Annotated in this window: 21 protein-coding genes and 1 pseudogene; 5 read left to right on the forward strand and 17 right to left on the reverse strand. The window is 69.7% G+C overall.

The window, feature by feature from the left end:
- Positions 1-220 precede the first annotated feature (220 nt).
- Positions 221-1,648, reverse strand: a complete 1,428-nt coding sequence (locus ACZ3TS_RS16445; protein WP_467618261.1) for a hypothetical protein — start codon at positions 1,646-1,648, stop codon at positions 221-223.
- Between the two features lie 350 nt (positions 1,649-1,998).
- Here ACZ3TS_RS16445 and ACZ3TS_RS16450 point away from each other — a divergent pair, with 350 nt between their 5' ends.
- Positions 1,999-3,825, forward strand: coding sequence for an endonuclease/exonuclease/phosphatase family protein (locus ACZ3TS_RS16450; RefSeq protein ID WP_467618263.1), 1,827 nt, complete (start codon positions 1,999-2,001; stop codon positions 3,823-3,825).
- 83 nt (positions 3,826-3,908) lie between these two features.
- Here ACZ3TS_RS16450 and ACZ3TS_RS16455 read toward each other — a convergent pair whose 3' ends face one another.
- The 5 genes from ACZ3TS_RS16455 to ACZ3TS_RS16475 all read right to left on the reverse strand — a co-directional run bounded on the left by ACZ3TS_RS16455 (position 3,909) and on the right by ACZ3TS_RS16475 (position 7,112).
- Positions 3,909-4,643: an SRPBCC family protein gene (locus tag ACZ3TS_RS16455; RefSeq protein ID WP_467618265.1), complete on the reverse strand. Its 735-nt coding sequence runs from the start codon at positions 4,641-4,643 to the stop codon at positions 3,909-3,911.
- 29 nt (positions 4,644-4,672) lie between these two features.
- Positions 4,673-5,353 carry an ArsR/SmtB family transcription factor gene (locus ACZ3TS_RS16460; protein ID WP_467618267.1) on the reverse strand — a complete coding sequence of 227 codons (681 nt, stop codon included), beginning with the start codon at positions 5,351-5,353 and terminating at the stop codon, positions 4,673-4,675.
- Positions 5,354-5,461: 108 nt separating this feature from the next.
- Positions 5,462-6,166, reverse strand: a complete 705-nt coding sequence (locus tag ACZ3TS_RS16465; RefSeq protein ID WP_467618270.1) for an antibiotic biosynthesis monooxygenase — start codon at positions 6,164-6,166, stop codon at positions 5,462-5,464.
- A 146-nt stretch (positions 6,167-6,312) separates the two neighbouring features.
- Positions 6,313-6,975, reverse strand: coding sequence for a hypothetical protein (locus tag ACZ3TS_RS16470; protein WP_467618271.1), 663 nt, complete (start codon positions 6,973-6,975; stop codon positions 6,313-6,315).
- Positions 6,972-7,112 carry a hypothetical protein gene (locus ACZ3TS_RS16475; protein WP_467618273.1) on the reverse strand — a complete coding sequence of 47 codons (141 nt, stop codon included), beginning with the start codon at positions 7,110-7,112 and terminating at the stop codon, positions 6,972-6,974. Before ACZ3TS_RS16475 ends, ACZ3TS_RS16470 begins: the two co-directional genes overlap by 4 nt.
- Before the next feature lie 478 nt (positions 7,113-7,590).
- Here ACZ3TS_RS16475 and dapA point away from each other — a divergent pair, with 478 nt between their 5' ends.
- The 3 genes and pseudogenes from dapA (at position 7,591) to ACZ3TS_RS16490 (ending at position 10,334) form a co-directional block, all read left to right on the forward strand.
- On the forward strand, positions 7,591-8,496 hold the full coding sequence (dapA, locus tag ACZ3TS_RS16480; RefSeq protein WP_467618276.1) for a 4-hydroxy-tetrahydrodipicolinate synthase: 906 nt from the start codon (positions 7,591-7,593) through the stop codon (positions 8,494-8,496).
- A gap of 57 nt (positions 8,497-8,553) precedes the next feature.
- Positions 8,554-8,772 (forward strand): annotated as a pseudogene (locus ACZ3TS_RS16485) (hypothetical protein); the annotation flags it as partial.
- 359 nt (positions 8,773-9,131) lie between these two features.
- The gene (locus ACZ3TS_RS16490) at positions 9,132-10,334 is read left to right on the forward strand and encodes an aminotransferase class V-fold PLP-dependent enzyme (protein ID WP_467618277.1); all 1,203 of its coding nucleotides are present in this window, start codon (positions 9,132-9,134) and stop codon (positions 10,332-10,334) included.
- 175 nt (positions 10,335-10,509) lie between these two features.
- On the opposite strand, the gene dapD is transcribed toward ACZ3TS_RS16490, so the two are convergent.
- From dapD to ACZ3TS_RS16505, 3 genes are all read right to left on the reverse strand, one after another.
- The gene (dapD, locus tag ACZ3TS_RS16495; RefSeq protein ID WP_467618279.1) at positions 10,510-11,499 is read right to left on the reverse strand and encodes a 2,3,4,5-tetrahydropyridine-2,6-dicarboxylate N-succinyltransferase; all 990 of its coding nucleotides are present in this window, start codon (positions 11,497-11,499) and stop codon (positions 10,510-10,512) included.
- Between the two features lie 116 nt (positions 11,500-11,615).
- On the reverse strand, positions 11,616-12,149 hold the full coding sequence (locus ACZ3TS_RS16500; RefSeq protein WP_467618282.1) for a TetR/AcrR family transcriptional regulator: 534 nt from the start codon (positions 12,147-12,149) through the stop codon (positions 11,616-11,618).
- A complete protein-coding gene (locus tag ACZ3TS_RS16505; RefSeq protein ID WP_467618284.1) occupies positions 12,149-12,469 on the reverse strand; it encodes a DMT family transporter in 321 nt (106 codons plus the stop codon). The genes ACZ3TS_RS16500 and ACZ3TS_RS16505 overlap by 1 nt, the downstream gene beginning before the upstream one ends.
- Before the next feature lie 566 nt (positions 12,470-13,035).
- Here ACZ3TS_RS16505 and ACZ3TS_RS16510 point away from each other — a divergent pair.
- Positions 13,036-13,893 carry an AbfB domain-containing protein gene (locus ACZ3TS_RS16510; protein ID WP_467618286.1) on the forward strand — a complete coding sequence of 286 codons (858 nt, stop codon included), beginning with the start codon at positions 13,036-13,038 and terminating at the stop codon, positions 13,891-13,893.
- Between the two features lie 84 nt (positions 13,894-13,977).
- On the opposite strand, the gene ACZ3TS_RS16515 is transcribed toward ACZ3TS_RS16510, so the two are convergent.
- The 8 genes from ACZ3TS_RS16515 to ACZ3TS_RS16550 all read right to left on the reverse strand — a co-directional run bounded on the left by ACZ3TS_RS16515 (position 13,978) and on the right by ACZ3TS_RS16550 (position 20,640).
- Positions 13,978-14,313, reverse strand: coding sequence for a metal-sulfur cluster assembly factor (locus tag ACZ3TS_RS16515; protein WP_189315932.1), 336 nt, complete (start codon positions 14,311-14,313; stop codon positions 13,978-13,980).
- On the reverse strand, positions 14,310-14,777 hold the full coding sequence (gene sufU, locus ACZ3TS_RS16520; protein ID WP_467618288.1) for a Fe-S cluster assembly sulfur transfer protein SufU: 468 nt from the start codon (positions 14,775-14,777) through the stop codon (positions 14,310-14,312). Before sufU ends, ACZ3TS_RS16515 begins: the two co-directional genes overlap by 4 nt.
- An 18-nt stretch (positions 14,778-14,795) precedes the next feature.
- Complete coding sequence (locus ACZ3TS_RS16525; RefSeq protein WP_467618291.1) at positions 14,796-16,052, reverse strand: cysteine desulfurase; 1,257 nt, start codon at positions 16,050-16,052, stop codon at positions 14,796-14,798.
- Entirely contained in the window at positions 16,049-16,813 is a 765-nt protein-coding gene (gene sufC, locus ACZ3TS_RS16530; RefSeq protein WP_467618293.1) for a Fe-S cluster assembly ATPase SufC, read from the reverse strand. Before sufC ends, ACZ3TS_RS16525 begins: the two co-directional genes overlap by 4 nt.
- Before the next feature lie 7 nt (positions 16,814-16,820).
- Positions 16,821-17,150, reverse strand: a complete 330-nt coding sequence (locus tag ACZ3TS_RS16535; RefSeq protein ID WP_390742277.1) for a non-heme iron oxygenase ferredoxin subunit — start codon at positions 17,148-17,150, stop codon at positions 16,821-16,823.
- Positions 17,147-18,367, reverse strand: a complete 1,221-nt coding sequence (gene sufD, locus ACZ3TS_RS16540) for a Fe-S cluster assembly protein SufD (protein WP_467618295.1) — start codon at positions 18,365-18,367, stop codon at positions 17,147-17,149. Before sufD ends, ACZ3TS_RS16535 begins: the two co-directional genes overlap by 4 nt.
- 84 nt (positions 18,368-18,451) lie before the next feature.
- Positions 18,452-19,873 (reverse strand): Fe-S cluster assembly protein SufB, encoded by a 1,422-nt coding sequence (gene sufB / locus ACZ3TS_RS16545; protein ID WP_467618298.1) that lies wholly within the window; start codon positions 19,871-19,873, stop codon positions 18,452-18,454.
- Complete coding sequence (locus ACZ3TS_RS16550) at positions 19,870-20,640, reverse strand: helix-turn-helix transcriptional regulator (RefSeq protein WP_467618300.1); 771 nt, start codon at positions 20,638-20,640, stop codon at positions 19,870-19,872. The genes sufB and ACZ3TS_RS16550 overlap by 4 nt, the downstream gene beginning before the upstream one ends.
- Positions 20,641-20,768 lie beyond the last annotated feature (128 nt).

Genomic DNA, 20,768 nt, shown 5'->3' on the forward strand with positions numbered 1-20,768 from the left:
TGAACGGGGACCGACGTCAAGGGGCGGTGTTCCATGAATCGCCCATGCACTCGTCCCGGAACGGTCGCGCGCACACCAAGAACCGGCAGTGGCTCAGCAATCCCTGCCGACGCAGCAGCCCTTACCGGCGCAGCAGCCCCTACCGGCGCGGCAGCCGGTTCCAGCCGAGGGAAATCGTCACCGCCGTCGCGGCTGATCAACGATGCGGCGCAGCGCTCCCTCAACCACCTTGCTGCGAACGCGCCTTGAACGCCGCCTTCCGGGCCTCCTTCGCCACCCTCTTGTCCGGGTGCAGGCGCCCCATCGCCTCCAGGACCTCCGGGGTGGCGGGGTGGTCGACCCGCCATGCCGTCGCGAAGAAACCGCTGTGCTGCGCCGCCAGGCCCTCCACCAGCGCCTGCAGTTCCTCCGAGTGGCCCTCGGCCGCGAGTTGCGCGGCGAGGGTGTCGATGGTCAGCCAGAACACCATCGACTCCGGCGGCGCTGGCACGTCGGCCGCCCCGTGCTCGGTGAGCCAGACCCGCGCCAGCCCGCCCAGTTCCGCGTCGTCCAGCACCTCGCGCAGCGCCGGTTCCGCATCCGCCCCGACCAGGGAGAGCGCCTGCTGACAGAGCAGCCGACGCAGCGGCGCACCGGCGTCCGCACCGCGCGCCGCGGCGAGCAAATCCCTTGCCGCCGCGAGCGGTTCACGGCGGGCCAGCCACTGCTCCGTCTCGGCCTGCGCCGCCGCCGGCGGAAACGCGGACGTGCCGGCGAGCAGAGCGTCGGCGCCCTTGTCCGCCAGCTCCCCCACCGCGGGCACGGTCATCCCGGCCTCCAGCAGCCGCGTGCGCATCCCGTACAGGCCGAGCGGGGTCAGCCGCACCATCCCGTACCGGCTAACGTCGGTCTCGTCGACGGGCGCCGCAGGCTCCTCGTCGGGGTCGGCCATCAGTGCCTCGTCGACCGGCTGGAACTCGACGAGTCCGATCGGCGCGAGGATCCGGAACTGGTCGTCGAGCCGCATCATGGCGTCCGACACCTGTTCCAGCACGTCATTGGTGGGTTCAGCCATGTCGTCGGGCACGATCATCGACGCGGCGAGCGCGGGCAGCGGCACCGGGCTGTTGCCGGGGCCCTCCTCGCTGACCGTCAGCAGGTAGAGGTTGGCGAGCACCCCGTCGAGGAACTCGGCCTCCGCCTCCGGGTCCCAGGCGAGGGAGGAGAAGTCGATGTCGCCGCCCTCGCCCACGGCGTCGACGAGGTCGTCGAGGTCGGGCACGCTCGCGTCGGCGAGCGCGGCCTCCAGCGCGCCCAGCCAGAGGCCGAGCACGTCGCCCGGACTGCCGGAGGTGAGCAGCGCGAGGTCGGCGCCCCCGGTGACCGTCCCCTCCTCCTCGTCGACGACCTCGACCAGGCCGGTGTCGACGGCGATGCGCCAGGCCTCACCGGCCCAGGCGGCGGCGTCCTCGCCGCTCAGCCCGAGGATCTCGGCCGCGGCGGGCAGCTGCTCCTCGACGAGCTCGCCCCCGGCGCCGACACGCGTGTCAGGGCCGGCCCAGCGGGCGAGCCGGGCGGCGCGGGAGAGCAAGGGTGTGGCGAGCGCGTCCCGCGCGAGCTCCGCTTCGGAGTGCAGCCGAACCGGCGGCAAGGGGGAGCTGTCTGACATCGGCTGGGTCTCCTTGGGACGTACGTAGTGACCGAGGGGGTACCCCGAAACACATCCTCAGCCTAGACGGATTTCCACCCATGCCGCCCGGTTCATCTCCTTGCCAGGAGCTGTACATGGCTGAAACCTTGACAACTGGCCTGAGAACACAGGAGATTGACGCGCGTAGAAGTCGGCGGACACTTGTTCACCGAGGCTCACGAAGGTCGTCCGGCGTTCGCCTGGGGATCGTCGGGACACGTCGGGGTCCCCCGTTTTCTACGCGCGTCGCACCGCCCCACCGGTCGCGGCCCCGAGGTTCCACGTGCCACCTTCGTCCCGGCGCCCACGCATTCCCCGGAGGGATCCCGTTGCCGAGCAAGTCTTCCACGCGCCTCGCCGCGCTCACCGTCGCCGCCGCCTGCTCCACCGTCTCCGGCGTGGTGCTCACCACGCCGGCCCACGCGGACACCGTGAGCATCCACGACATCCAGGGCACCACACGCATATCGCCGCTCGCCGGCCAGAAGGTCGCCGACGTGGCCGGAATCGTCACGGGCGTGCGGACCTACGGCTCGTCCAGAGGGTTCTGGATCCAGGACCCCGACACGGACGACGACCCGGCCACCAGTGAGGGCGTCTTCGTCTTCACCAGCTCCACCCCGAAGGTCGCCGTCGGCGACTCGGTCACGGTGACGGGCACCGTCTCCGAGTACGTCCCGGGCGGGGCCTCCTCCGGCAACCAGTCGCTGACCGAGATCACCAAGCCGACGGTGACGGTGCTCTCCAGCGGCAACGCCGTCCCGGCGCCGGTCGTCATCGACGCGAACTCGGTGCCGTCCGAGTACACCCCGGCCGGAGACAGGGCCGCGAACGGCTCGATCAACGGCCTGACCCTGGAGCCGGCGACATACGCCCTGGACCACTACGAGTCCCTGGAGGGCATGAACGTCGAGGTCGCCGACACCCGAGTGGTCACCGCCACCGACCCGTACACCGAGCTGTGGGTCACGGTGAAGCCGCACGAGCACGCCAACCGCCGCGGCGGCGCGGTCTACGGCTCCTACGACTCGCAGAACACCGGCCGGCTGCAGATCCAGTCGCTCGGCTCGACGGCCGACTTCCCGGCCGCGAACGTCGGGGACACGCTCACCGGCACGACCACGGGGCCGCTCGACTACAACCAGTACGGCGGCTACACCCTTGTCGCGAACCGGATCGGCACCCTGGAGAGCGGCGGCCTGCAGCGGGAGACCACCCGCAAACAGACCCGCGGCGAGCTGGCCGTGGCGACGTACAACGTGGAGAACCTGGACCCGTCCGACAGCACCTTCGCGGCCCACGCCGCCGCGATCGTGAACAACCTGCAGTCGCCCGACATCGTGTCCCTGGAGGAGATCCAGGACGACAACGGCGCCACGGACGACGGCACGGTCGGCGCGAGCCAGACGGTGAAGAAGCTGATCGACGCGATCGTCGCGGCGGGCGGCCCTCAGTACGACTGGCGCTCGATCGACCCGGTCAATGACCAGGACGGCGGCGAGCCCGGCGGCAATATCCGCCAGGTCTTCCTCTTCAACCCGGAGCGGGTCTCCTTCACCGACCGCCCGGGCGGCGACTCCACGACCGCGGTCGGCGTCACCAAGGTGCGGGGCAAGGCGCAGCTGACGGTCTCCCCCGGCCGGATCGACCCGGCCGGCGACGCCTGGAAGAGCAGCCGCAAGCCGCTGGTGGGCGAGTTCGTCTTCCGCGGTCGGACGGTCTTCGTGATCGCCAACCACCTCAACTCCAAGGGCGGCGATCAGGGGCTCACCTCGCAGTACCAGCCTCCGACCCGCAGCTCGGAGACGCAGCGCCACCTCCAGGCGACCGAGGTGAACACCTTCGTCAAGGACATCCTCGACACCCAGAAGAACGCCGACGTCATCGCGCTCGGCGACATGAACGACTTCCAGTTCTCCGACACCACGAAGATCCTCGAGGGTGACGGCGAGCTGTGGTCGGCGATCAAGTCGCTGCCGAGGAGCGAGCGCTACACGTACGACTACCAGGGCAACAGCCAGGTCCTCGACCAGATCCTGGTCAGCCCGTCGATCCGCAGTGGCTGCGAACTGGACTACGACAGCGTGCACATCAACTCGGAGTTCCACGACCAGATCAGCGATCACGACCCCCAGGTGCTGCGGTTCCGGCCGTAGTGCCGGTACGCGGCCCGCAGCCTTCCGCGCCGACGAGCCCGGCCCCTTCGTCCGGGGCCGGGCTCGTTCCGTGTGCGCGAGGGTCAGACGAAGACCGCGTCCAGCCATCCCTGCCAGGCGGTCTCGTTCGCCTTCGCGTCGGCGGCGGGCGCGAAGTCATGGACGCTGATGCCGACCGGGGCACCCCAGTGGTTGCGGCCGAAGAAGCGGATGAGTGCGTCGTCGGTGCGCAGCCCGAGGAAGTACGGGTTGCGGTAGTCGACCACCGCGTCGAAGAGCCGGTTCTCCGGGCCCCGCACCTCGACGGTGGTTCCCTCGACGGTGTCCTCCTGCAACCCGAGCGCCCCTACCACGGCGGCCAGGGCGTCGCCCGCCGTGGACGCCTCGGGGCCGTTCAGGGTCGCGAAGGCGACCGGGCGGGGCGCGAAGTGGGTCAGGTACTCGCGCAGGGTGTGCATGTAGAAGTCGGTGTGCTTGTCGGCGCCGTCGTACTGGTTGTCCCAGTCCTCGACGAAGATGCCGCTGTGCACGTACCGCACCCAGGAGCGCCGACCGCCCTCACGTGGCTCGATGGTGTGGTCGAGCTGGTTGAGCGTCTGCTGGGCGATGCCCTCCACGTCCGCGACGCGGTTGGTGTAGCGGTGCGGCGGGTCCCAGGCGGTGATCGTGGATCCGAACGGTCCTTTGCCGCCCTCCCGCGGCTCGGGTGCGTCCATCGGCCACAGCCAGCCGCCGGTGCCGGTGGTGATGGCCTCCCACACCTGCTCGGGCGTGGCGTCGACCTCGAACTCGCGGGCGATCTCGAATTCTTTGGACATGGTGGGCTCCTGCGCGTCAAGTGGATGTGTCAGTCGGCGAGTTCGGCAGCCGGCTGCTCTGGGGGTCGGGGTTCGTCGGCCTGGGACTCGACGGCCCGGCGTTCGTCGGCGGGTGGTTCGGGGGCCTGCGGTACGACCGTGGGGTGAACGGCCAGGACGATCCGGTGGTCACGGCCGCCCTCGGCGTCCGGGGCGTCGTACTTGCGGATCAGGGTGCTGACACCCGCCGTCAGCTCCTGGATGAACGCGGCACGGTCAGCGGCCGCGGCGAAGCGCACCTCGCCGTCGAGCGCGTACGTGGCGAGCCGCTTGCGGGCCTTCGCCGCGCCGGTGATCAGCGAGCCGACGTCCCGCACCAGCCGGGCGCCGAGGGCGAGCAGCCAGCGTGCGGAGAGCTGGTCCCGGAAGCGGTCCGGGTCGGGCTGGACGGAGGCGAGCGCGAGCGGGCTGATCACGTACGACGCGGCGGTGGCCCGCATCAGCCGCTCGGTGACGTTGCCCTTGCGGCGCTCGCCGGCCAGTTCGACCAGGCCGTGCCGTTCCAAGGCCTTCAGGTGGTAGTTCACCTTCTGCCGGGGCAGCCCTACCTTGCCGGCCAGCATGGCGGCCGACGCGGGCCCGGCCGCGAGTTCGGCGAGGAGCCGGGCCCTTGTCGGATCCAGCGAGACGGCCGCGGCCTCGGGGTCCTCGATCACGGTGACGTCCAACATGGCTTCATCCTCTCACCGAAAACTTTTTTTGTCCAGACGGTCAGAGTTTTCGGTTGAAGGTCGGGTTTTCAGTTGAAGGTCGCTGCAGGGATCCGAGCCGCCGGGTCGTCAGTCGGGGACGAGTCCGAGCGCGTAGTCGAAGCGGCCGACCGTGCTGCTCTTGACTCCCGGCCAGGTCCGTACGCGCTCCCACTGGGCCGTGGCCGAGCCGATTCCGTCGCCGGGCGCGGCAAGGGCCTCGACATGTGCCTGCGCACTCTCCCACTCGGCGTAGTTCAGGATCCGGGTGCCGTCCGTGCCGAGATGGAAGTGGGCGGAGATACCGCCGGGGTGCGGGCTCGGTTCACTCTCGAGGGCATCGAGGACGGCGTCGACCCAGGCGCGCTGCCGCCCGGCATCGGGCCCCTCGAACTCGACGTCGACGACCACGATGCAGCCGGGCACGCGCCCGCCCCGGTCGGCCCGGCCGATGCTGCGGTAGTGCCGGTACCGGCCGAGCCACAGCCTCTCGATCCCCGGCACGGCGGTGTCGATCTCGTCCACGCGTTCCTGCCGCCGGGTCTTCGCGAAGCCCTCGTACGCCTGCTCGCCGGTCCACCGCGAGTGGTGCAGCAGGCTGGAACCGTCGTGCCCGGTGTACACGTAGTAGCCGAGCAGGTCGCCGGCGGGCCACGGCCGGCGTTCCCACGTCTCGGCGATGGCCTCCACCGTCTGCCGCTGCCGCAGGGGTGTGCCTACCCGCCAGACGCTGAAAAGGGGCGCCTGGGCCCTGGCGTCGGCGAGGTCGGGGTGCGCGGTGGTACGACGGGTCATGACGGCCTCCGTGGTCGGTGCTGACGCAATGCACCGACCACGTTCCGACCTCGACCAAGGTTCAGGTCAAGCCCGGATCCGTGCCGTGGTCCCGGGCCTCGGTCGTGACTCGGGACGGCCCCGGCCTCTCGCCTGCTCCCCGGCCCCTACCCCTTCGGCCCGTGTTCCTCCAGGCGGGCCAACTGGGTCTGGAACCAGTCGAGTCGGGCCTGCAGAAGGGCCGCTTCCGCGACCAGTTCGGACACCCCGAGTCCGGCGGACAACGGCACGGAGCCCTGACCGGCCCGTACCCGCAGGCCCTCCCCCGCCAGCCGCCCGAACGCCACGAGCGACAGCGACGTACGACCGCGCACGCACCCGGCGCACGTCGCCTGGAGCGCGCGCCAGCCCGGCCGCCCCCAGCCCGCGTCCGCCAGCGCCACGGCCGTGGCCCCGCAGGCGCACGGGCCGACCGTCATGATCCGCACCCGCTGGCGCGCGCACCGGAAACCGCGTTCGAAACGGATGTACGCGCCGAGGACGGAGACCTCGAGCAGCACGGCCGCCCGATGCTCGGCGGTGCACAGCAGCGCCTCCACCTCCTCGCGGTCGTGCACGCAGTGGAAGCCGCAGTCGCAACGACGGTGCGGCGCGCGATGTCGCAGCCCGTAGACGCACCGGGCCTCGTCGAGAACCCCGTAGGGCAGCGCACCGCCCAGCGACACACCGGTGAACCCGGCCCGGATGCCGTCCTGGGACAGCACCGGGTGGGCGATCTTGTATCCGGTCGGCGGCTCCGTCGGGTGTTCCTCGGGGAGCCGCAGTCTCATCGCGCGACCGGGACCTCTTCGGGAGCGGACGCCTCCGACTCCTCGATGGCTTCGACGACCCGGAGGTCGGCCTCGTCCTGGTGAGCCTCCGGGCGCTCCTCCGCGACCCCGGTGGCGAGTGCCTTGCCCAGCTTCATGACGCCTCCCGCTGTTGGTTACCGTCCCGGCCATGGTGACCCACGAAGCCCGTTTTGGCACCAGTGCCCGAGCCTCCGCGCCCTCTCACCGCGCTCCGAGCGCCCCGCCACCACGTCCGGCACCTCCCGCTCGAGAGAAGCGGAGAGTGGGGCAGCACCGATGACCTGACCGGTACCGCGGTACGTCGCCGGGCCGCCGCGGTCCACCCGACCAGCGAAATCGGCCAATCCACCGGCAGTTCGGCGAGCGGCGTTCGGGAGCCTTGGGTGAGGGCGGGCGGGTGGCCGAGCAGGACGAGCCGGTCCTTGCTCTCCCCGGCACGCCGACGGCGACCCAGTCACTCATCTCCCGCATCGCGTGCTCGTACGGAACCTCGCCCAGGTCGATCCCTCGCCCCCCCATGTCGCAGCATCCCTAACCAATACCCTGTAGAAGAATTAAGTGGAGCTTCACTATCGTCCTGCCGAGACTACTCCCATGACGACATCGGCCCTGGCCTTCCCTCCCTTCGGCCGCGCTCTCTGCGCGATGGTCACGCCCTTCACCGAGGCGGGTGCGCTCGACCTCGACGGGGCGCAGCGGCTCGCCGACCGGCTCGTGGCCGAGGGCTGCGACGGTCTGGTGCTGTCCGGCACCACGGGCGAGTCGCCGACCACGACCGACGCCGAGAAGACCGCGCTGGTGCGGGCGGTGCGGGAAGCGGTCGGCGGACGGGCGGCGATCGTGGCGGGCGTGGGCACGTCGGACACGCGGCACACCGTGGAACTGTCGCTGGCGGCCGAACAGGCGGGCGCGGACGGACTGTTGGTGGTCACGCCCTACTACAGCCGGCCCCCGCAGGACGCGGTCGAGGCCCACTTCCGCGAGATCGCCGACGCCTCCGGGCTGCCGCTCGTGCTGTACGACATCCCCGGCCGCACCGGAACCCGCATCGAACCGGCGACGATGATCCGCCTCGCGGAGCACCCGCGGATCGTGGGCGTCAAGGACTGCGCGTACGACCTCCTCGGCACCCAGAAGGTCCTGGCCCAGACGGAGTTGGCCTACTACGCGGGCTGCGACGAGCAGGTGCTGGCGCTGTACGCGGTCGGCGGCACCGGATATGTCAGCACGGTCGCGAACGTGGCGCCGCGTCAGTTCCGCGCCGTCCTGGAGGCGTTCGACGCCGACGCGACGGCGGAGGCGGCGCGCCTCCAGCAACGGGCCATGGCACTGATCGAGTTGATGACGGCCTCCGGTCTGCCCGGCACGGTCACGGCGAAGGGTCTGCTCGGCCGGCTCGGGCTGCCGTCCGGCCCGGTCCGACCCCCGCTGCGGCCCGCCGACGCCAAGACGGTCGACGGCCTGCTGGCGGCCTACGACGAACTGACCGGCGCCGAGTGACCACGGGTGGTCGCGGCGAGGACGGAATCCGTCGCCTCACCGCCGCCCCTGTCGCTGCGCCCCGACGGCGTGCACTGGAAGACCGAGTCGATCGTGACCCACGCGGCCGGCCGCCCGTTCGCGTGGGTGGACGACGAACAGAGCCCGGCGGACGAGGCGTACGTCACCGCCCACCACCCAGGACCGGCCCTGCTGTACCACGTCAGCCCCCGGGTCGGGCTGCGAAAGAGCGACTTCGCGGTGCTGGCGGAGTTCGCGGGGACGGTTTCGGGATAGACGCGGATGCCTCCCGCGGTGCGCGCCTCGGGAGGCGTCCGGCCGGCGCGAACGGTGATCAGTTGCGGCTGACGTGATGCCCAGCCGGCCTCGGGCTCCATCCTCCCGGTCCTTCCCAGGACAGCAACGACACCGCCTCGGGGGCACCCGGATGTGCCGGCGCCTTCCGAGCGTCTGGCCTGGAAGCCGCAAGCGTCGCGGGTAGGTGAGTGTCCGACTGCGTGACGACGCCGACGTACAGTGGCGGACAAGCACGGACGTCTACGGATCGTCGCAGCAGGTGAGAGGCACAGCAGCCCCAAGTCGGGCGCCCAGACGAATTGCTGAGGACGTGAGGGTCTTGAAGGAGTTGGGTGCTGGTGGCGCAGATTGACGTCGAGCGGGTCCGACAGGAGACGGCAGGCGCCGGGCGGGTCGTCCATCTCAACAACGCGGGGGCGGCTCTGCCACCTCGCCCGGTGGTCGACGCGGTGGTCGGGCATCTGCGCTTGGAGGAGCAGATCGGCGGGTACGAGGCGGCGGCCACGCAAGCCGAGCGGATCGAGGGCACGTACGACGCGCTGGCTCGCCTGGTGGGCGCCGGACGGGACGACATCGCGGTGGTGGAGAACGCCACCCGTGCCTGGGACATGGCCTTCTACTCACTAACCTGGGCGGCCGGCGACCGGATACTGACGGCCCGTGCCGAGTACGCGAGCAACGCCATCGCCTTCCTGCAGACCGCCCGCCGCCATGGCGTCCGTATCGACGTGGTGCCCGACGACGAGCACGGCCAGCTCGACGTCGACGCGCTGCGCGCCATGATCGACGAACGGGTCAAACTGATCGCGATCACACATGTGCCCACCCAGGGCGGTCTGGTCAACCCGGCCGCCGAGATCGGGAAGGTGGCCCGCGAAGCCGGTGTGGTCTACCTGCTGGACGCATGCCAGTCGGTCGGCCAGATGGCCGTCGACGTCGGACAGATCGGCTGCGACCTGCTCACCGCGACCGGCCGCAAGTTCCTGCGCGGACCGCGCGGCACAGGTTTCCTGTACTGCTCCCCGCGAATCCGCGAGCAGCTGGACCCGCCCTTCCTGGATCTCCACGCTGCCACCTGGACGTCATCGGACACCTACCAGGTCCGGGCCGATGCCCGCCGGTTCGAGAACTGGGAGACCTACTACGCCGGCAAGATCGGCCTCGGCGTCGCCGTCGACTACGCCCTCGACCTCGGCCTGGACGCGATCGAGGACCGTGTGACCCAGCTCGCCGCTGCCCTGCGCGCACGCCTCAGGGACCTGCCCGGGGTACGGATCCATGACCGGGGAGTGCGGCAGTGCGGCATCGTGACCTTCACCGTCGACGGCCACAACAGCCACGACATCGCACGCGCGCTGCAGGCCGACGGGATCAACGTCTCGGTCTCAGTCGCGGACTACGCACGCTGGGACTTCGAAGCCCGCGCCCTCACATCGGTCGTCCGCGCCTCCGCCCACTACTACAACACGGACGACGAGATCGACCGGCTGGTCAGCGCCCTGCCGGCGCCGGGTACGTCATCCGACCACGGCACCGGGTGATCCGATGGGATCGACCACGACCTGCGACCTCTCCCCTCACGCAATGAGCGCCCTCCCGGCCCGTTTCGGGGCCCGGAGGGCGCTCAAAGGTGACCGACGTCGACAACCGCCGACAGCTCAGCGGCAGGTCACAGCCGTGATCGAGGAGGCGACCGCAGGTCACGGCCGCCGATGATCAGTTGTGGCTGTGCAGGATCTCGTTCAGACCGCCCCAGACCGCGTTGTTCGGGCGGGCCTCCACCGCGCCCGTGACCGAGTTGCGGCGGAAGAGGATGTTCGAGGCGCCGGAGAGCTCGCGGGCCTTGACGATCTGGCCGTCGGGCATGGTGATCCGGGTGCCGGCGGTGACGTACAGGCCGGCCTCGACGACGCACTCGTCGCCGAGTGCGATGCCCACGCCCGCCTCGGCGCCGACCAGGCAGCGCTCGCCGATGGAGATGATCACGTTGCCGCCGCCGGAGAGCGTGCCCATCGTGGAGGCGCCGCCGCCGATGTCCGAGCCGTTGCCGACCACGACACCGGCCGAGATGCGGCCCTCGACCATGGAGGTGCCGAGGGTGCCGGCGTTGAAGTTGACGAAGCCCTCGTGCATGACGGTGGTGCCCTCGGCGAGGTGCGCGCCCAGGCGGACCCGGTCTGCGTCGGCGATGCGGACGCCCTTGGGCACGACGTAGTCCGTCATGCGCGGGAACTTGTCGATGGAGGTCACCTGGAGGTGCAGGCCCTCGGCGCGAGCGTTGAGGCGCACCTTCTCGATGTCGTCGACGGCGACCGGGCCGAGCGAGGTCCAGGCGACGTTCGCGAGGAAGCCGAACATGCCGTCCAGACTCTGGCCGTGCGGCTTGACCAGGCGGTGCGAGAGCAGGTGCAGGCGCAGGTAGACGTCGTGTGCGTCGATCGGCTTCTCGTCGAGCGAGGCGATGACCGTGCGGACCGCGACCACCTCGACGCCCCGGCGGGCGTCCGGGCCGATCGCCTTCGCGGCGCCTTCACCGAGCAGCTCCACGGCACGCTCTGCGGACAGCCGCTCCGTGCCGGACGGGCCGGGCTCGGCGGCCGGCTCGGGCGCGGGGAACCAGGTGTCGAGGACGGTGCCGTCGGCGGCGATCGTGGCAAGTCCGGCGGCCACGGCACCGGTGGTACGAGGAGCAGTCGTGTCGGTCATGGGGAAAAACCTAACGTGGCGGGTGGCGCGTGGGCGAACCGGTGAAACGAGCGTCTCACCTGCCGGGCGCGCCCGGGGAGGCAGTGCGGCCGCCTCCGCGGCGATCAGCCAAGTCGTCACGGAATCACACGTGCCAGTGCCTGTCTCGCGTACTGCTCGTCGTACGGCGACCCGGTCAACAGCACCTGCAGGCAGATCCCGTCCATCAGCGCGAGCAGGGCCCGCGCGGTGACCTCGTCCGTGCGCCGGGCCAGTCGCTCGGCGGTCTCCTCCGTCCACTCGGCGGCGACGGGCCGCAGGGCGGGCCGGCGCAGGGCCGCGAGATAGAGCTCGTACTCCAGCTCGACGCCCGTGCGGTCGCCGCCCAGCCACTCCCCCAGGGCCCTGGCGAGGTCCGTGGCAAGGTCGCCCTCCGCGTCCTCCAGACCACTCGCGGCGAGCACTTTGGCGAAGCCCTCGTTCGTCTGACGCAGCGCGGCGACCATCAGTTCGTCGAGCGTCTTGAAGTGGTAGGTCGTGGAGCCGAGCGGCACGTCGGCCTCGGCGGCGACGGAACGGTGGCTCAGTCCGGCGATGCCCTTCTTGGCCACGACCCGGATCGCCGCGTCGATGATCCGCTGCCGCCGCTCGGGGTCGTACCGCCGGGGCATCAGTGCGCGCCTCCCAGGTTGAGCACCACCACCCCGCCGATGATCAGCGCGATACCGACGATCTTCGCGAGACCCAGCCCCTCCCCGAAGAGCACCAGCCCGATGGAGGCGACGGTCGCGGTGCCGACCCCGGCCCAGATCGCGTAGGCGGTGCCGATCGACAGGGTCTTCAGGGTCTGCGCGAGCAGCGCGAAGGAAACGACATAACCCAGGAGGGTCATCAGCGACGGCCACAACCTGCTGAAGCCGTCGCTGTACTTCATGGCGGTCGTGGCGACGACTTCGGCGGCGATGGCCCCGGAGAGGAAGGCATATCCCATGTGTACGAGTGTACGCATCGATGCGTACGACTGTACACAAGCCGACGGCGCCGGCTCGCTCCGATCGTCGTCGGCCGCGCGGCGACCGGACCCGGCTCACGCGGTCTCGCCGGGCGGTCGCGCAGCCGCCGTCCGGCGCGGGCCGCGCGGCACAGGGCGGCCACGCGGTGAATGTGCAGCAGCTCGGCGGGATGGGGCCGGGCGGCTCGGCGGCGCGTGGCCGTGACGGCCGAGGGATCCGCCCAACGCCGCCCCGCGCAGACCGATCTGAGGGGGCCCCAGCCGCTGAACGCCGACCGGAAGGACCGCAGCCGGCCCTCCGGGTCGGCGCCCCTGGGGCGAGGACTTACCGCGGAGAAACCGCTCTCCGAAACGGGTGCTGCAAACCCGCCATGTCCACTACTGTTTCACCGGCCGCTCACCCCGCGCCCGCGGCCACCGCCGTTCCGTGCGCCCGTGACCCGGCTGCCCCTTGCCTTTCTCCGTGCGCCCCCGTTGTGCTCCCCGCTGTGCCACGCCCACTTGACGATTCAGCGTGCGCCGTCGCGCGACGCCGAAGGAACCGCATGCCAGAAACGAACCCCCCACCCGCTCCGGACCAGTCCGCCCCCTCCCCCGTGTGGGAGACCGGCGACGCTCCGGGCGATCCCAGGACGCCCGGGACGCGGAGGCTCTGGATGGCCGGCCTGCTCGCCGTGGCCGTCTTCTCCACCAGCGCCATAGCGATCTCCTTGGCGAGCAAGGGAACTGACGATCCATCATCGGAGGGCGCGAAGGACACCGCGGCCACGCTGGGTGACCCGAACGTGCCCGACTTCTCGCTGCCCGCCTCCCCCGCCGCCGCGCCCACCGGGAAGAGCGGCATGACCTCCGTCCAGTCGTCCCGCACGGCCACGAACGCCTCGCCCACTCCGCAGTCCGGGAAGCACACGGCCGGCTCCCGGCGGCCGTCCGCCCACCCGTCGAAGACCGCAGCCGACAAGCCCGCCACGTCCACGCCCTCCACGACCCGGAGGTCGGTGCGGTCGGTCAACCACCCGGACCGCTACTGGCACGTGAGCGGCGACCATGTGAAGCTCGACCCGGTCGGCTCGGCCTCCGCCCGGCGGGCCGCCACCTTCGAACTGGTCGAGGGCCTGACCGACGCCTCCTGCTACTCCTTCGCCACGGCCGACGGTACCTACCTGCGCCACCGCAACTTCCTGCTGCGCGCCGAACGCAACGACGGCTCCGCGCTCTTCAAGCAGGACGCCACCTTCTGCCCCCGCTCGTCCTCGTACTCGGGCGCGGTCATGCTGGAGTCGGTCAACTACCCGGGCCGTTTCCTGCGCCACCAGAACTTCCAGCTCAAGCTGGATCCGTACCAGTACTCCGGCCTGTACCGAGCGGACTCGGCGTTCCGGCTGGTGGACGGGCTGGACTGACCACGACAAGCGAGAACGAGAAACGAGAAACGGCGACGCCCGTGGGCGTCGCCGTTTCTCTTCGGCCTGGAAAAGCCAGGTATCTCAGACGTTGAAGCCGAGCGCCCGAAGCTGCTCGCGGCCGTCGTCCGTGATCTTGTCGGGGCCCCACGGCGGCATCCAGACCCAGTTGATCCGCAGCTCGTTCACGAGACCGTCCGTGGCCGACTTGGCCTGGTCCTCGATGACGTCCGTCAGCGGGCAGGCCGCGGAGGTCAGGGTCATGTCGACGGTGGCGATGTTCGCCGCGTCGTCGATGTGGATGCCGTAGATCAGCCCGAGGTTGACGACGTCGATGCCCAGTTCGGGGTCGACGACGTCCATCAGGGCCTCGCGGAGCTCCTCCTCCGAGACCGGCTTCATCTCCACGGTGTCGCTCATGCCGTCTTCCTTTCGGCGTCGGCTCCGCCCAGCGCCTGGGCCGTCGCGTCCTTCCACGCCATCCAGCTGAGGAGGGCGCACTTCACCCGCGCCGGGTACTTGGAGACACCGGCGAACGCGACCGCGTCCTCCAGGATGTCCTCCATCGCGTCGTCGGGTTCGATCCGGCCCTTGGACTGCATCAGCTCCAGGAAGGTCTCCTGGATCTTCTGCGCCTCGGCCAGCTCCCTGCCGACGAGGAGTTCGTTCAGTACGGAGGCCGAGGCCTGGCTGATGGAGCAGCCCTGGCCCTCGTACGAGACGTCCTTGATCGTCGTACCGTCGTACTTCACACGCAGCGTGATCTCGTCGCCGCAGGTCGGATTGACGTGGTGCACCTCGGCGTCGCCATCCCTCAGACCACGCCCGTGCGGGTGCTTGTAGTGGTCCAGGATGACTTCCCGGTACATCGAATCCAGCTTCACGGTCTCAGCTCACGTCCTTCAGCCGAAGAAGTTCCGTACGTGCTCCAGCCCCTCGACCAGTGCGTCGATCTCGGCCGGCGTGGAGTACAGATAGAACGACGCTCGTGTGGTCGCAGGAATTCCGTACCGCAGGCAGACGGGGCGGGCGCAGTGGTGGCCGACCCGGACCGCGATGCCCTGCTCGTCGAGGACCTGGCCCACGTCGTGCGGGTGGATGTCGCCGAGCGTGAAGGAGATCGCCGCGCCCCGGTCCTCGGCCGTGGTCGGGCCGATGATCTTCAGGTCGGGAACCTCGCTCAGCCGCTTCACCGCGTACTCGGTGAGCGCGTGCTCGTGGGCGAGGATCTTGTCCATGCCGATCGAGGTCAGGTAGTCGATCGCCGCACCGAGGCCGACCGCCTGAGCGATCGGCGGCGTGCCCGCCTCGAACTTGTGCGGGGCGGGAGCGTACGTCGACGAGTGCATCGACACCGTCTCGATCATCTCGCCGCCGCCCAGGAACGGAGGCAGGTCCTCCAGCAGCTCCTGGCGGCCCCACAGCACGCCGATACCCGTCGGGCCGCACATCTTGTGGCCGGTGAAGGCCACGAAGTCGGCCTGCAGGGCCTGGACGTCCAGCGGCATGTGCGGCGCGGCCTGCGAGGCGTCGATGCAGACCAGCGCGCCGACCTCCTGGGCGCGGCGGACTATCGCCTCGACCGGGTTGACCGTGCCGAGGATGTTGGACACCAGCACAAAGGATACGATCTTCGTCTTCTCCGTGATGATCTCGTCGATGTTGGAGAGGTCCAGACGGCCGTCGTCGGTCAGCCCGAACCACTTCAGCTTCGCGCCCGTGCGCTGCGACAGCAGCTGCCACGGCACGATGTTGGAGTGGTGCTCCATCTCCGTGATGACGATCTCGGTGTCGCGGTCCACGCGGTAGGGCTCGTCGGCCCAGCCCAGCATGTTCGCCACGAGGTTGAGCGACTCGGAGGCGTTCTTGGTGAAGATCACCTCGTCGCGGCTCGGAGCGTTGATGAACGCGGCGACCTTGTCACGCGCGCCCTCGTACAGCGCCGTGGCCTCCTCGGCGAGCACATGCACACCGCGGTGGACGTTGGCGTTGTAGCGCTCGTAGTACTCGCCGAGGACGTCGAGCACCTGGCGCGGCTTCTGCGAGGTCGCCGCGTTGTCCAGGTACACGAGCTTCTTGCCGTCGTGGACCAACCGGTCCAGGACAGGGAAGTCCTTACGGATCGCCTCGGTGTCGAGGAGGCCCGGCAGCTGTGTCACGCGGATGCGCCACCCTTCGTGTAGGCCTCGTAGCCCTCGTCCTCCAGCTTGTCGGCGAGCTCGGCGCCGCCGGACTCGACGATCCGTCCGGCGGAGAAGACGTGGACGTAGTCGGGCTTGATGTAGCGCAGGATGCGCGTGTAGTGGGTGATCAGCATGGTGCCGACCTCGCCGGTCTCGCGGACGCGGTTGACGCCCTCGGAGACGATGCGCAGGGCGTCGACGTCCAGACCGGAGTCCGTCTCGTCGAGGATCGCGATCTTCGGCTTGAGCAGCTCCAGCTGGAGGATCTCGTGGCGCTTCTTCTCACCGCCGGAGAAGCCCTCGTTGACGTTACGCTCGGCGAAGGACGGGTCCATGTTGAGGCGCTCCATGGTCTCCTTGACCTCCTTCACCCAGGTGCGCAGCTTGGGGGCCTCGCCGCGGATCGCGGTGGCGGAGGTGCGCAGGAAGTTGGAGACCGAGACGCCGGGGACCTCGACCGGGTACTGCATGGCCAGGAACAGGCCCGCGCGGGCGCGCTCGTCGACGGACATCTCCAGGACGTTCTCGCCGTCGAGCAGCACGGTGCCGCTGGTGATCGTGTACTTGGGGTGACCCGCGAGCGAGTAGGCGAGGGTCGACTTGCCCGAGCCGTTGGGGCCCATGATGGCGTGCGTCTCGCCCTGCTTCACGGTGAGGTCGACGCCCTTGAGGATTTCCTTCGTGGCGTTGTCGGCCTCGACGGTGACGTGCAGGTCTCGGATTTCAAGCGTTGCCATGGGTGCCTCAGGACTCCTGGGTGAGGGAGACGAGCACGTCGTCCCCTTCGATCTTTACGGGGTATACGGGGACGGGGCGCGTCGCCGGGAGGGCGTCGGGCTTTCCGGAACGGAGGTCGAAGCGCGAGCCGTGCAGCCAGCACTCGATGTGGCAGTCGTCGACCTCGCCCTCGGACAGCGAGACATTCGCGTGGGAACAGATGTCGTTGATCGCGAACACCTCGCCCTCGGTCCTGACGACCGAGATGGGCGTGCCGTCGAGTTCCACCCGCTTCGGGGTGTCCTCCTCCAGCTCGCTCAGCCCACAGACGCGTACGAACTTCGACGAGTCAGTCATGCGACCGACGCCTCCAGCTCCTCTTCGATCTTGGCGATCAGGCGTTCCTCGATGTCCGCGACGCCGATCTGCTGGACCAGCTCGGCGAAGAAGCCGCGGACCACGAGGCGGCGGGCCTCGTGCTCGGGGATACCGCGGGCCATCAGGTAGAAGAGCTGCTCGTCGTCGAAGCGGCCGGTGGCGGAGGCGTGGCCGGCGCCGACGATCTCGCCGGTCTCGATCTCCAGGTTGGGGACCGAGTCGACGCGGGCGCCGTCCGTGAGGACCAGGTTGCGGTTCATCTCGTACGTGTCCGTGCCCTCGGCCTTGGCCTCGATGAGCACGTCACCGATCCACACGGCGTGCGCGTCCTCACCCTGGAGCGCGCCCTTGTAGGCGACGTTCGACTTGCAGTGCGGGGTGTTGTGGTCGACGAAGAGCCGGTGCTCCTGGTGCTGGCCCTGGTCGGTGAAGTACAGGCCGTACAGCTCGGCCTCGCCGCCGGTGCCCGCATAGGTCACGCGCGGGTGCAGGCGTACGACGTCGCCGCCGAAGGTCACGACGACCGACTTGAACGAGGCGTCCCGGCCGACCAGCGCGTTGTGCTGAGCCACGTGCACGGCCTTGTCGTCCCAGTCCTGGACGGAGACGACGGTCAGCTTGGCGCCGTCGCCGAGGACGTAGTCGACATTGGCGGCGAGCACCGCGTCACCGGTGTGGTCGATGACCACCACGGCCTCGGCGAAGGCGCCGAGCTCGATCAGCTGGTGGCCGAAGGCGACCCCGCCCTCGCCGTGCACCGCGATGCGGATCGGCTCGGTGAGCACGGCCTCCTTCGGGACGGTGACCACGCCGGCCTTCTCGAAGGCCGAGTATGCCTGCGCGGCGACGCGGTCCACCGGGGTGCCCGCCTTGCCGAGCCGGGCGTCGTCGCGGCCGACCGTCTCGACGGCGACGCCCTCGGGGGCCTCGACGGTCATCTTCACGCCACCGCCATTGGCGACGGCGGTGCCGTCGTGCAGCCCGCGCAGCCGCTCCAGCGGCGTGAACCGCCACTCCTCCTCACGGCCGTGCGGGACCGGGAAGTCCGCCACGTCGAAGGACGGCGGCGCGCTCATGCGGGTGGCGACGGTCGACTCGGCCGCCACCGCGATCTGGCCGGCGGTGGTGGAGCCTGCCGGTGGGGGTCCCCCCGCTCGAGCGGAGCCGAGAGTGGGGGAGTTCTGGGCCTCAGCCATGGCTGGTCTTGTGCTCTCTTCCTACGTCAGTTGTGATCCTCGGCCCGCCCCGTACGGGCGGGCCGCCGCTACTTGGAGGGCGGGTCAGCCGACCGCGCCTTCCATCTGCAGCTCGATCAGCCGGTTGAGCTCCAGCGCGTACTCCATGGGCAACTCCTTGGCGATCGGCTCGACGAAGCCGCGCACGATCATCGCCATCGCCTCGAACTCGGAGAGACCACGGCTCATCAGGTAGAAGAGCTGGTCCTCGGAGACCTTGGAGACGGTGGCCTCGTGGCCCATGGAGACGTCGTCCTCGCGGACGTCCACGTAGGGGTACGTGTCGGAACGGGAGATGGTGTCGACGAGCAGCGCGTCACAGAGCACGTTGGACTTGGAGCCCGCAGCGCCCTCGCCGATCTCGACCAGGCCGCGGTACGAGGTACGGCCGCCGCCGCGCGCCACCGACTTGGAGACGATGTTGGACGAGGTGTTCGGGGCCATGTGGACCATCTTGGAACCGGCGTCCTGGTGCTGGCCCTCGCCCGCGAAGGCGATGGAGAGGGTCTCGCCCTTGGCGTGCTCGCCCATCAGGTAGACGGCGGGGTACTTCATCGTCACCTTGGAGCCGATGTTGCCGTCGATCCACTCCATGGTCGCGCCCTCGTAGGCCACGGCGCGCTTGGTGACCAGGTTGTAGACGTTGTTCGACCAGTTCTGGATGGTCGTGTAGCGGCAGCGGGCGTTCTTCTTGACGATGATCTCGACCACCGCGGAGTGCAGCGAGTCCGACTTGTAGATCGGGGCCGTACAACCCTCGACGTAGTGCACGTAGGCACCCTCGTCGACGATGATCAGGGTCCGCTCGAACTGGCCCATGTTCTCCGTGTTGATGCGGAAGTAGGCCTGGAGCGGGATCTCCACGTGCACGCCCGGCGGCACGTAGATGAAGGAGCCGCCGGACCACACGGCGGTGTTCAGCGAGGCGAACTTGTTGTCACCGGCCGGGATGACGGTCCCGAAGTACTCCTTGAAGAGCTCCGGGTGCTCCTTCAGCGCGGTGTCGGTGTCGAGGAAGATGACGCCCTGCTCCTCCAGGTCCTCGCGGATCTGGTGGTAGACGACCTCCGACTCGTACTGCGCCGCGACACCGGCCACGAGGCGCTGCTTCTCCGCCTCCGGGATGCCCAGCTTGTCGTACGTGTTCTTGATGTCCTCGGGCAGGTCCTCCCAGGACTCCGCCTGCTTCTCCGTGGAGCGCACGAAGTACTTGATGTTGTCGAAGTCGATGCCCGACAGGTCCGAGCCCCAGTTCGGCATGGGCTTCTTCTCGAAGAGCTTCAGACCCTTGAGGCGCAGCTTGGTCATCCACTCCGGCTCGGACTTCTTCGCCGAGATGTCACGGACGACGTCTTCGTTCAGACCGCGCTTCGCCGCGGCACCGGCCTCGTCGGAGTCGGCCCAGCCGTATTCGTAGTTGCCCAGGCCCTCGAGTTCGGGGTGGGCAGTCTCCGTGGGGAGAGTCATGCGGGGTTCCTCCCGGCCGTGCTGGCAGATGCGTTGTTGGTGGTCTTGGAAATCTTTGGGGATTCGGCTGCTGGGGGCGCCTTGGGGATGAACGTCGTGCAGACGCCGTCGCCGTGCGCGATCGTCGCCAGCCGCTGGACGTGCGTGCCGAGCAGCTGGGAGAAGATCTCCGTCTCGACCTCGCACAGTTGCGGGAACTGTTCCGCGACATGGGCGACCGGGCAGTGGTGCTGGCAGAGCTGCTCGCCGACCGGTGCGCTGCGCGCCGTGGCAGCGTACCCGTCCACGCTCAAGGCCTTGGCCAGCGCTTCGGTCCGCTGTTCCGGATCGGCGGCCTCGATCGCCTTGCGGTAGGCGGTGGCCTGCTCGGCGAGCCTGGCGCGCGCGAAGGCGACGACGGCATCGTCCCCGCCGTACCGCTGCTGGATCCAGCGCAGCGCGTCCGCAGCCAGTTTGTCGTACGACTGGTCGAAGGCGTCGCGGCCGCAGTCGGTGAGCGCGAAGACCTTGGCGGGGCGACCGCGCGTACGCGCCCCGTACACGCGCTGCTCACGGGCCTGAACGACATCGTCGGCGACCAGTGCGTCCAGGTGCCGCCGTACGGCCGCCTGGGTGAGCCCCAGCCTCCCGGCGAGCTCGGCGACGGTCGAGGGGCCGTGGTCCAGGATGGACCGCGCGACCCGGTTGCGCGTCGAGCGCTCCCCGGTCGCGAGCTCCTCCTGAGGGGCCCCCATGGGGACCTCCCGAGCCTCGCCGACGTTTTTCACAACGCCATTGTTGCGTAATTCCTCAGAGCCTGACAAGCGCCGCCCGGGCGGCCCGGCGGTGCGGTACATCACTTAGGCATACCTAAACTGACCTGCGGAAACGATCTTTGGTCGATCAAACGGGTGGC

Source organism: Streptomyces sp. NPDC022910, from assembly GCF_055561075.1.